Annotated in this window: 8 protein-coding genes; 3 read left to right on the top strand and 5 right to left on the bottom strand. The window is 70.9% G+C overall.

All coding sequences use genetic code 11. From position 1 onward, the window contains the following. Positions 1-8 precede the first annotated feature (8 nt). Both ABZ664_RS00140 and ABZ664_RS00135 read right to left on the bottom strand, forming a co-directional pair. Entirely contained in the window at positions 9-1,748 is a 1,740-nt protein-coding gene (locus ABZ664_RS00140; RefSeq protein ID WP_362501038.1) for a serine protease, read from the bottom strand. A 93-nt stretch (positions 1,749-1,841) separates the two neighbouring features. Further along, the gene (locus ABZ664_RS00135) at positions 1,842-4,076 is read right to left on the bottom strand and encodes an MMPL family transporter (protein ID WP_362501036.1); all 2,235 of its coding nucleotides are present in this window, start codon (positions 4,074-4,076) and stop codon (positions 1,842-1,844) included. 126 nt (positions 4,077-4,202) lie between these two features. Between ABZ664_RS00135 and ABZ664_RS00130 the strand changes: the two genes are divergently transcribed. Further along, positions 4,203-4,733, top strand: coding sequence for a TetR family transcriptional regulator (locus ABZ664_RS00130; protein WP_362501034.1), 531 nt, complete (start codon positions 4,203-4,205; stop codon positions 4,731-4,733). A 178-nt stretch (positions 4,734-4,911) separates the two neighbouring features. On the opposite strand, the gene ABZ664_RS00125 is transcribed toward ABZ664_RS00130, so the two are convergent. Further along, positions 4,912-6,966, bottom strand: coding sequence for a PASTA domain-containing protein (locus ABZ664_RS00125; RefSeq protein WP_362501032.1), 2,055 nt, complete (start codon positions 6,964-6,966; stop codon positions 4,912-4,914). Between the two features lie 204 nt (positions 6,967-7,170). On the opposite strand from ABZ664_RS00125, the gene ABZ664_RS00120 reads away from it, so the two are divergent. Further along, positions 7,171-7,989, top strand: coding sequence for a HipA family kinase (locus ABZ664_RS00120; RefSeq protein WP_362501030.1), 819 nt, complete (start codon positions 7,171-7,173; stop codon positions 7,987-7,989). Beyond that, complete coding sequence (locus ABZ664_RS00115; RefSeq protein ID WP_362501028.1) at positions 7,986-8,363, top strand: DUF3037 domain-containing protein; 378 nt, start codon at positions 7,986-7,988, stop codon at positions 8,361-8,363. The genes ABZ664_RS00120 and ABZ664_RS00115 overlap by 4 nt, the downstream gene beginning before the upstream one ends. A 202-nt stretch (positions 8,364-8,565) precedes the next feature. On the opposite strand, the gene ABZ664_RS00110 is transcribed toward ABZ664_RS00115, so the two are convergent. Together ABZ664_RS00110 and ABZ664_RS00105 are read right to left on the bottom strand one after the other, a co-directional pair. Further along, entirely contained in the window at positions 8,566-9,408 is an 843-nt protein-coding gene (locus ABZ664_RS00110; RefSeq protein ID WP_362502204.1) for a GNAT family N-acetyltransferase, read from the bottom strand. Between the two features lie 60 nt (positions 9,409-9,468). Then, entirely contained in the window at positions 9,469-11,148 is a 1,680-nt protein-coding gene (locus ABZ664_RS00105) for an alpha/beta hydrolase (protein WP_362501026.1), read from the bottom strand. Positions 11,149-11,317 lie beyond the last annotated feature (169 nt).

The raw sequence follows: 11,317 nt of genomic DNA, 5'->3' as shown, positions 1-11,317 counted from the left end.
TGGCGCGCTCAACGCTGCTCGGGCGGGCGCTGCCCCATCGAACGGCGCAACTGCTCCAGCTCGGCCTCCAGACCGGCGATGCGGGTGTTGGCCCCCGGGCCCCCTGCGCTCCCGGGGCCGGGCTGGGGGTTCGGCGGACCGTAGGGCGAGTGCGGCCGGACCGCCCGGGTCTCCTCCGGCGCGGCCGGGAGCGGATAGGGCGCCCGCTGCTGGTACTGCTGCGGCGCGCCGTACGGCTGTCCCTGCTGTCCGTACTGCGGCTGCCCGTACGCGGCACCGCCGTGCACCTGTGCCGCGTAGCCGGGCTGCGCACCGTAGGGGGTGGGCGGGAACGGGGCCGGTCCCCTGGAACGGCGCCTGCCCCTCGCGACCGCCACGATCGTACCGATCACGAACAGGACGACCAGGCCGCCGCCACCCCACAGCAGCCACGGCAGGATCGGCGTGCCGCTCTCGTCCTTGCCCGCGGTGATGGCCTGCTGGGAGTCGCTGATGTACTTGGCGACGTACGGATGGTTCGGCTGCAGCGCCTGCACCTCGCGGAACCTGGGCAGCGCGTCGGAGTACCTGTTCTGGAAGAACAGGTCGAGCGCCTCGTTGTAGGCCTTCGTCGTCGTCGACTCGACCGGCTTGATGTTCTTCTCGTTCAGCTTCTCCTTGACGATGCTGACCGGCAGCACGAAGCTCTCCGCCTCGGTGGAGCCGCCGTCCTGCTGGACCAGGCCGCCGACGAGGACACCGATCACCTTGCCGTTCTTGGCGAACACCGGACCGCCCGAGTTGCCGGGATAGGAGGGCGCCTGGGTCTGGATGTACGGCACCCCTTCCGGGGTCTGGCGGGCGGCGTTGTAGGGCCCCTCGGTGAAGGCCGGATCGAGCTTGGACTCCAGGTTGAAGATCGAGGTCTGCGTCACCGTGCCGGGGAACCCGCTGATGTAGAGGGTGTCGCCGACGCGCACGTCGGAGTCCTCTCCCAGCGGCACGGTCGGCAGATTGTTCTGCCCGTTGGCCTTGAGGATCGCGACGTCCTTGCCCGGGTAGACCGTCCCCTTGGCGACGAGCTCGATCGGCACCGTCTTGGTGGTCTTGTCGACGCCGCCGCCCGGCAGGCTCTGCAGCAGCGAGAGCGAGCTCTGAACGTTGCGGATCTTGATGTTGTCCGCGTTCCAGATCTGGAAGATCTTCGTCGCCGTCCTGAGGATCTCCTCGTCGGAGGCGATGTCCCCGAGGTCGGCGACCAGGTCGGCGGCGTCCTTCTCGTTGATCTTCGTGAGTGCCTGTGCCGCGAAGGTCCGCGCCAGTTCGGTCTCCTCCTGGCCGACGCAGTGCGCCGCGGTCACCATGTAGCCGTCCGGCGTGACCCACCAGCCGGTGCACAGCCCGCCCGCCGTCGCCTCGACGACCCGCTCACGCCCGCCGGGCGAGAAGTAGCGGCCCGGGTCCTTCGCCATCTGCTGGACGACCCAGCGGTAGATGCTGTTCTCGTCGGAGGAGATCTTGCCGCTCTGCACGGCGTTCACTCCCTGCTGGGTGAGGACCCTGATCGCCTCCAGGTTCGCCTCGGGCGTCGGCACGGCCACGTCGGCCGTGTAGGACACCGAGGTCAGCTGGACGGCCGGGTGCGTCCTGGCGGCCAGCCACGTCCCGACGGGGACGTCGACCTCCTTGGGTTTCGCCACCGCGGTGCCCGGCAGCACCAGCGTGCTCGCCAGCACCAGGCCGGCGACGGCGCTGATTCTTCCCCACATCTTCGTACTCTCCCAAAACTCGCTTCCCAGGCGAGAGCATGGCGGAGGCCACTTGGGGAGGACTTGGAAGCGACTGGGACGGCGTCCCGCCCTTCAGCCGCGACCGGCGCCGACGAGTTCCCTGTCCGGCTCCTCCGCCTCCTCGTCCTCCTCGTGGCCTTCGACGGAGAGGTTGGGCAGGATACGGTCCAGCCAGGCGGGGCACCACCAGTTGGCCCTGCCGAGCAGGGCCATGGTCGCCGGGACGAGCAGTCCCCGGATGATCGTGGCGTCCACCGCGATGGCCACCGCCAGTCCGACACCGAAGATCTTGACCATGGGGTCGGGGTAGGCGATGAACGCGACGAAGACCGAGACCATGATCAGGGCGGCGGAGGTGATGACCCTACCGGTCGACCCCAGCCCCTCGGCCACCGCCCTGCGGTTGTCGCCGTGCCTCAGGTACGCCTGCCGCACGGCCGTGAGCAGGAAGACCTCGTAGTCCATCGACAGGCCGAACAGGATCGCGAACAGCATCAGCGGGATGTAGCTGTCGATCGGCACCGTGAAGAACACCGTGCTCAGGTACGAGTCGTCCGCGCTGACCGGCGTGTCCATGCCGACCAGGCGGCTGCCCAGTCCCAGGGAGAAGACCAGCGAGAGCGCTCCGAAGGCGGCGCCGAGGGAGATCAGGTTCATCAGCGCGGCCTTGATCGCGACGACCGGCGAGCGGAACGCCAGCAACAGCAGCAGCGCGCTCAGCAGGACCACGACGCCGACGACCAGCGGCGTGCGTCCGGCGATCCTGTCGCCGGCGTCGGCCATGCCGGCGACCTGACCGCCCACGTGCACCTGGGCGCCCTCGACGTCGAGGGCGCGCACCGCCCTGACCACGTCGAGCGCCCGGGGGTCACTCGGAGCGTAGTCGGGGATCGCCTGCACCAGCGCCGCCGTGCCGTCCTCGTTGAGTACGGGATCGCCGACGTGGGCCACTCCCTCGACGTCCGCGACGCGGTCCTTCAGGTCGCGCAGCACGGCCGGGGTCGGTTCCCGGTCGACGACCTTCGTGTCCAGGTCCGCCACCACGACGAGCGGGCCGTTCATGCCGGGTCCGAAACCGGCCTGCAGGAGTTCGTAGGAGCGTCGGGTGTCGGTGCCGCGGTCGGCGTAGCCGTTGTCGATCGTGCCCAGCTTGATGGCGAGGGCGGGTGCGGCCAGCGCGCCCAGCAGGACGATGCTGAGCGCGAGCACGCTCCACGGCCGCCTGGCCACCCAGTTGCCCAGCGAGGTCCAGCCCGACGAGCCGTGGTTGCCCTGTCTTCCCATGAACGGCAGGCGCAGCGCGTTGACCCGGTGCCCGAGCAGGCCGAGCAGCGCGGGGACCAGCGTGACCGAGGTGACCACCGCGCAGACGACCGAGATGCCGGTGATCCAGCCGAGTGTCTGCAGCAGGGGGAAGCCCGCGAGCATGAGCGCGCTGAGCGCGATGATCACCGTGGCTCCGGCGAACACCACCGCGCCGCCGGAGCTCGCGACCACCCGGCGGACCGCCTCGCGGACCGGCAGGCCGTCGGCCAGCAGCTTGCGGTGCCTGCTGAGCAGGAAGAGCGCGTAGTCGATGCCGACGCCGAGACCGATCATCGTCGCCATGATCGACGCCTGCTTGGGCACGTCCACGACGTGGCCGAGAAGGCTGACCACGCCGAGCCCGGTCGCGATGCTGACCAGCGCGGTGAAGATCGGGATCATCGCGGCCACCAGGGTGCCGAACGCGAGCAGCAGGACCAGCAGCGCGCAGATCACACCGATGATCTCGCTCGTCCCGGTCTTGATCTCCTTGTCCGCCGGGTTGGCCGAGGCCGCGGGCACCGCCTCGATGCCCGCGGCCCGTGCGGGCTCGGCCGCCTCGGAGAGGAGTTTGGTGGTCTCGGCCAGCTTGGTGGTGTCGTTCCCCTCCAGCTTGACCGCGATGATGCCGATCTCCAGGCTGGGGGCGAGACCGCCCACCTGGTAGGGGGACTTCACCTCCACCACGTGCGGCACCTCGCGGATCAGGTCCACGGCGCGTTCCACCGCGCGCTTCCTGGTCTCGGAGATGAGGGGGCCGTCGGGCGAGTAGAGGACGATCTGGGCCGAGCCGCCGGCTCCGTAGCCGGGGCCGAAGCCGTCCTTCATCAGGTCGACGGCACGCTGGGCGTCCGTGCCGGGGATGCTGACGTCGTTGCTGACCGGTCCCGGGAAGAGCACGGAGCCCGCCGTCAGCAACGCCGCCGCGATCACCCACAGGGCCAGCACGGCCTTGCCGTGCCGCGCGCACCAACTTCCCAGCCGCCCCAGCAAACCAGACATCGGTGACCGCCCCGCTTTTGGAGTATCAAACATCCTGAAAACTCGTACTGTACGCTCGTACAGTACCTACGGGAGAGCGTAGGGGGATAAATCGGTAAATGCTGTAAGCAGCGTGGGACTGAGACGATGACCACACCTGAGCACGGGCACGAAACGCGGGAGCGAATTCTCGACGCCGCCCGTCAACTGTTCGCCGAGCGCGGTTACGCCGCGACCTCGCTGGCCGACATCGCCTCCGTCGTCGGCCTGACGAAGACGGCCGTCGCCTACCACTTCCATCCCAAGGACCGTCTGGCCACAGAGCTGATCGCACCCGCGGGCCAGGACATCGTGGCTCTGATCGAGGACGACTTCACCGACGACCGCGCCTTCGTCGAGGCCCTGGTGACCTTCACGGTGAGGCATCGGGCGATCATCCGGCTCATCATGGAGGACATCCACTGCGCCGACGACGCGCCTCCCGGCTCCCCCGGCGAGGCCATCCGCGCCTTCCGCGACGCGATCTACGACCGTCTGGCCGGACCCGACCCCGACCCCGCCCGCCAGGTCTGGGCGTGGGCCACACTCGGCTCGCTCCAGTCGGTGATCAAGACGATCGACCTCCCCCAGGAGGAGGTCAGGAAGACCCTCCTCGCCACCGTCCTCGCCTCCCTGTGAACACCCCGGGCACGGCGCCGCACGCGGCTCCTCCCGGGCGTGACCACGCTGGACGGCGCTGAACTCTCCACGCCTGCCTCCGAAGGTTCCGCCACCCCGGTCCCCTCACATCGGGCCGGGACGGCGAACCCTCACCGCGTTCGACCGGCCCTCAGGTGTATCGGGCCGAAGGAGCGCCTCACCCGGAAGGAGCCGCCTCCCCGGGAACGGACGTCGGCGGGACCGTGGGGTCGGGGGGCTCGATGGTCTCCCCCGGGTCCGGCCCAGGTCCCGGTCCCGGGCCCGGACCGCTCTGCGCCTCGACCCCGACCGTGAGCACGATCGTCGCGCCTGGTCTCGCGCAGGTGCCGGCCGCCACGCTCTGCGCCAGCACCACTCCGTCCTGGGCCTCGTTGGTGACCAGACGCGCCCGCGTGCGCACGGCGAAACCCGCCCCGCCGAGGGTGTTGGAGGCGTCGGTCGCGCCCTGACCGGTGACCGGCGGCACCGGAACACCGTGCCTGGAGACGACGAGCGCCACCGCGCTCCCCGGAGAGACGCGCCTGCCCGCGCCGGGAGTGCTCGCGAGCACCCGCCCGGCCGGCTGGTCCGAGCAGCGTGTGCTGACCCCGCCGGAGACCAGCCCGGCCTGGGCGAGCGCCGCCTCGGCGCCTCCCCTGGCGAGACCGACCAGCGTGGGCACCTGGGTGCCACCGGAGACCTGCAGATCGACCCTGCCCTTCTTCGGCAGGGCCGTCCCCGGCGCCGGGCTGCTCGCGAGCACCTCCCCGAGCGGCCGGCCCGAGTCGACCGCCTTCACGGCCCCCGCGACCAGTCCGGCCCGTTTGATCAGGCGCGCCGCCTCGGAACGATCCAGCCCGATGAGCGCGGGCACGACCACCGTGGCGGCGGGGGGCGACAGCGGGGAGGATTTGACGCCCTCCGCGCGCGGGGGCCCGGCAGGGACGGTCGGCACGACCGGGAGAGGTTTGATCGGAGCGCTCGCCCTGCCCTCGTGCGACGTGGTGCCGCCCTGGGCCGTGGCCTCCACCACGGGGACGATCGGCGGCGCGGACGCGCCTCCCGGCGCCACACCGCTCAGTGCAGGAACCAGCACCCCCACCAGCACGGCGGCACTGACGAGCAGCGCGCCGGAGACCGCGACCGAGGCCCTGGTCGCCGCACGCCCCGGATGAGTCCGGGGCTCGTCGAACTTCTCACCCTCCGCGGGGAACGCGCGCCCGCCGGACCTCGCGCCCGCCGAGGACGCACCGCCCGATTCGCCGGACCGGCCGGCCCCGGCCCGCCGGGCGGACCCGGAGACGCTCCATCGGCCGGAAGCGCCCGTGAGACCGGACCACCCCGAGGGGCCAGAGGCGTCAGGCCCGCCGAGCACGGCCGGGAACCCCGGCACCGGCGACAACCGGGACCCGACCACCGAGCGGCCCCCGTCGTCGCCGAGCAGCGCGAGCAGCAACTCCCGGCTGGTGGGGCGGTTGCGGGGATTCTTGTCCAGGCAGTCGACCACCAGCGCGCCGAGCAGCCCGTCGAGACGGCCCAGTTGCGGGGCCGCGGTGAGAATCCGGTTCAGCACGGCCGCGATCGAGTCCTGTCCGAAGGGCGCCTGGGCGTTGGCGGCGAAGCACACCGTGGCCCCCCAGGCGAAGACGTCGGCCGCCGGATCGATCTCGGCGCCCTCCACCTGCTCGGGCGCCATGTAGGCGGGGGTGCCCGCGCCGCGCCCGCTCTGGGTGGCCGCGGCGTCCAGCGCCCTGGCCAGCCCGAAGTCGATCACCCTTGGCCCGTCGGGACCGAGCAGCACGTTCTGAGGCTTGAAGTCGCGGTGCACGATCCCGGCCCGGTGGATGGCCGCCAGCGCGGTCGCCGTGCCGATGGCCAGGCGCTCCAGCCTGCCTCCCTCGCGGGGCCCGCTCACCGCGACCTCGCGGTGCAGCGACGGGCCGTCGACGTACTCGCTGACGATGTAGGGCCGGTCGCCGTCCAGCCCGGCGTCGATCACCTGGGCCGTGCAGAACCTGGCGACCTGCTTCGCCAGCTCGACCTCGCGCAGGAAGACGTCGGGATCCTCCCCCACCGAACCGTGCAGAAGCTTGACCGCGTAGGGCTCGGAGCCGGTGTCGGGGCGCACCCCGACATAGACCACCCCCTGCCCACCCTCTCCGAGACGCCCGATGATCTCGTACTCACCGAGCCGTGCCGGATCCCCCGTTTTGAGCGGCTGCGCATACGGCACGCGAGCCTCCCCTCGCCGCCACCCTTCTCACTCAAGAAGAAGCATCGCCGACAGTCAACGGGGATGAAGGTCTTGTCTTCCTCACCGTGACACTCATGTGATGCTCAGGTCAGGGCAAGACACAACACATCCCCCGAATACGCAGCCGCCTTTATTCTCCCTGCCCGCCATGTCGCTCCGCGGACCAGCCGGTAGCCTGGCGAGGTGCTTGAAGCGATCAAAGCCACCCGTTATGTGACACCTCTGCGTGAGGGTGGCTCGCTGCCCGGGATCATGGAGGCGGACGACCTCGGCACCCACGTCGTGAAGTTCCGCGGCGCGGGGCAGGGCCGCCGGGTCCTCGTCGCGGAGATCGTGGCCGCCGGGCTGGCCCGGCGTCTGGGGTTCCGTACACCCGAGCTGAAGGTGATCGACGTCGATCCGCAGCTCGGCGCCCGCGAGCCCGACGAGGAGATCCAGGACCTGCTCAGGGCGAGCGAGGGCAACAACCTGGCGGTCGACTTCCTGCCGGGCGCGCTGGGCTTCGAGCCACTCGCCTGGCCCCCCGAGCCCGGGTTCGCCTCCCGCCTGCTCTGGTTCGACGCGCTGATCCACAACGTGGACCGCAGCTGGCGCAACCCGAACCTGCTCCTGTGGCACGGCGACACCTGGCTCATCGACCACGGCGCCGCGCTCTGGTTCCACCACAACTGGCCCTCGGCCAACCCGCTGCGCGACTTCGACGCGAGCGACCACGTGATGGCGCCCTTCGCCACCCTGATACCCGAGGCCGACGCCGAGTTCAGTGAGATGATCACCAGGGACCTGCTCGACGGGGTGGTGGACGAGGTTCCCGACGAGTGGCTGGAGGACGAACCGGGGTTCGACGGGGCGCAGGCGGTGCGGCAGGCGTACGTCGAGCATCTGCTGGCCCGCGCCCAGGGGCCGCGCACCTGGCTGCCGGGGCCCGCGGCCCAGGAGGCGGGACAGGACCAGGAGAGGAAGACCGGCTCGGTGGGCGCGTTCTGGAGGGACAACCGGTGAAGGACGTCTACGAGTACGCGATCATCCGGGTCGTCCCCCGCGTGGAACGCGGCGAGCTGATCAACGCCGGGGTGCTGCTCTACTGCCAGCCCCGCGGCTACCTGTGCGCCCGGGTGGAGCTGGACGAGGCGCGCCTGCGCGCCCTCGACGACAGCGTCGACCTCGAAGGAGTACGGCACGCCCTCGGCGCCTACCAGCGCTCCTGCGGCAGCGACTCGGGGCCCCTGACCAAGGAGCCGCTGGGTAGCCGCTTTCGCTGGCTGACCGCCCCGCGCAGCACGATCGTGCAGACCGGCCCGGTCCACGCCGGCCTCACCGAGGACCCGGAGACGGAGCTGGAGCGCCTCGTGACCCGGCTGGTCCGCAGCCCCTGACCGGCCCGAGATGTCCGGCCCCGGAGGTTCGACGTTGGTTCGAGGCCGCCCGGGTCGCCCGCCCTCGGGAGATCGGCGCCGCTCGCCGACGTGATCGCCACATCCCGGCCCGGCCGGGCGCCCCTGGGGCGGCCCAGATGGTCCGGCCTCGGAAAACAGAGGGCCGGTCTTGGGAGAGCACGGACGTGTCCGGGGGCGGGTTTCAGAAGAGCACGGACATGAAGGTGCCGACCTCGACGAAACCCGCCCTGCGGTAGGCGGCCCTGGCGGGGGCGTTGTAGTCGTTGACGTACAGCGAGACCACCGGCGCGAAGTAGTCGAGCGCGTGCTTGACCACCGCGGCCATCCCCGCCACCGCGTGGCCGCGGCCGCGCAGGTCGGGGTGGACCCAGACACCCTGGATCTGGCAGGCGTGCGGCGTCACCGCGCCGATCTCGGCCTTGAAGACGACCCTGCCGCCCTCGATGCGGGCGTAGGACCTGCCGATCCTGATCAGCTCGGCGACCCTGGAGCGGTAGAGGGCGCCACCGTCCCCCGCTTCGGGGGAGACGCCCACCTCCTCGGTGAACATCGCCACACAGGCCGGGAGCAGGATGTCGAACTCGTCGGGCCGGACGCGCCGCACCAGCGGGTCGGCGGGTACCGGCGACGGCTCGGCGATCACCATGACCGGCTGCGCCCAGCGGATCGCGCGGGCAGCCCCCCAGTGCGGCTCCAGCCGCTCCCAGAGCAACTCCACCGCGTCCGCGGGGCCGACGATCGAGGAGCAGCGGCGGCCCTGCTTGCGCGCACGATCGGCGAAGGCGTGGACGGCGTCCGTACCGGCGTTGACCGGAACCAGGTTCGCCCCGGCGTAACAGATGGAGGTCAGGCCGCCGCGCGGCCCGAACCCCCACATCTGGCCACCGAGCCTGGCCGGATTGAGCCCGACCGAACGGACCCTGGAGGCGACGAAGACATTGCCGACGGGATCGGTGTCGAGAAGCGCCAGGACCTCGTCTCGATCGTTGTCGTCGAGCACGCGCGACGCCGTTGTGCGCAGCATCACGTGCTCAGCCTACGCGACCCCCTCGATTTTGGCAGGAACCAACACAGAGCCTCTCATCTACCTGCTTTGGCCATCTCTTTCCACCGAGTGCCTCACCGTGTTCCCAACCATGTGCCCCGCCACGCGACCCGCCACGCGACCCGCCACGCGACCTGCCGCGTGACCGGCGGGGACGCGGACGGGCGCGGGAGCGGCCACCGGCACGGGGGCGGGGACTCCCGGACAGCGGGCGTCAGGGGCCGAGGTCTGACGGGTGCCGGGAAGGGTGCCGTCCCTGAGGTAGGCGGCGAGGCGCCGGTCGACGCAGGCGTTCCCGTTGAGCGCGATCCCGTGGTTGCCGCCGGGCACGGCCAGCAGCCGGGAGCGGGGGAACAGAGCGCGCATCCGCACCGCCCCGGCGTACGGGGTGGCGGCGTCGCGCTGCCCCTGGATCAACAGGACCGGCGGCAGCTTGGCGTCGTCGTGAATCCGTACCGGAGTCCCGGCCGGCTGGGGCCAGAACGCGCACGGCGCGTTGTACCAGGCGTTGGGCCAGGTGAGGAAGGGCGCCCTGGCGTGGACCCTGGTCATGTCGGTCCGCCAGTGTGCCCAGTCGCGCGGCCAGACGGCGTCGCGGCACTGCACCGCGAGATAGACCGCGTAGTTGTTCTCGTCCTTGTCGTCGTTCACCGCGTGCTTGCGGTAGGCGTTGACCAGAGGAGTCGCCTCCCCCTTCTTGACGTAGGCGGAGAATGCCTTGGCCAGCTGCGGCCAGATGACGTCGGAATAGCCGCCCAGGGTGTAGACGTCGTCGAGCTCGCTCGGACCGACCACCCCTCCGGCCGGGCGGCCGCCCAGCCGGGCCCGCATGGCGTCCCAGGCGAAGGAGACCGCCTTCTCCGTGGCACCGAGCCGGTAGACCGGGTTGTGGCGGGCGACCCACTTCAGGAAGTCCTCGTGCCTGTCCTGGAAGGCGACGCTCTGGTCGAGGTTGGAGCGATACCAGATGCCGCGCGGATCGACCACGCTGTCCAGGACGAGCCGCCTGAGCCGGTCCGGGAAGAGCGTCGCGTAGACGGCCCCGAGATAGGTCCCGTACGAGTAACCGAGGAAGCTGATCTTCGACTCGCCGAGGGCCGCCCTGATCACGTCCATGTCCCTGGCGGAGTTCTCGGTGGTCATGTGCGGCAGCATCCAACTCCAGCGCTCGCCGCACGCCTCGGCGTACCTGCGGGCCCGGCCGATCAGCACGTTCTCGTCGCGCCTGGTGACCGGCACCTGGTCGGGACGCGGCGCCTCGTAGTACTTCTTGGGATCGACGCACTTCAGCGCGGGATCGCTCGCCCCCACCCCGCGCGGGTCGAACCCGATCACGTCGAACCGGTCGGCCAGGCCGTCGGGAAGCCCTGCCACCACGGTCCTGACCAGGTCGCGGCCGGACGCCCCGGGGCCACCCGGGTTGACCAGCAGCGCGCCGAGACGGTCGTGCACCGCCCTCCCCCTGATCCGGTTCAGGGCGATGCCGATGGTCTGCTGCGGGTTGGCGTAGTCGAGCGGCACCCTCAGGGTGGCGCACTCCATCGGGTTGGCCCCCCCTCCGGTGGACACCACCCCGGTCACCGGAACCCCGCCCTCGCAGGAGCCCCAGACCAGCCCCTCCCTCGCCTTTCTCTCCTGGGCCACCGCCCCCTGCGGCACCCCCATCGCCACGGCCAGCATCGCGATGCTCGCGGCGATCCCGACGACCCTCTTCTTCACTGTGTGATCCCCCTACTCATACGGCAGAGGCGATGGTCTCCCGAGCGCGGCACGGTCATCCTGAACACAGCCGAACACCTGGCAAAGTGTAGTCAGATAATTGCTAACTGTAATGATCGAAGGTGAAGCGGCCCGATTGAGGGGCCATGAACGCCGACAGCGGCCATCG

This window comes from Streptosporangium sp. NPDC006930, from assembly GCF_040635605.1.
In the GTDB taxonomy this organism is placed as follows: Bacteria; Actinomycetota; Actinomycetes; order Streptosporangiales; family Streptosporangiaceae; genus Streptosporangium.
The sequence above is the reverse complement of the archived record's forward strand: the minus strand, read 5'-3'. Positions and strand labels throughout refer to the sequence as shown.

Excerpts from the sequence above, each read along its gene's own strand:
- ABZ664_RS00140 (WP_362501038.1), bottom strand. The coding sequence starts at position 1,748 with ATGTGGGGAAGAATCAGCGCCGTCGCCGGCCTGGTGCTGGCGAGCACG.
- ABZ664_RS00135 (WP_362501036.1), bottom strand. The coding sequence starts at position 4,076 with ATGTCTGGTTTGCTGGGGCGGCTGGGAAGTTGGTGCGCGCGGCACGGC.
- ABZ664_RS00130 (WP_362501034.1), top strand. The coding sequence starts at position 4,203 with ATGACCACACCTGAGCACGGGCACGAAACGCGGGAGCGAATTCTCGAC.
- ABZ664_RS00110 (WP_362502204.1), bottom strand. The coding sequence starts at position 9,408 with ATGCTGCGCACAACGGCGTCGCGCGTGCTCGACGACAACGATCGAGAC.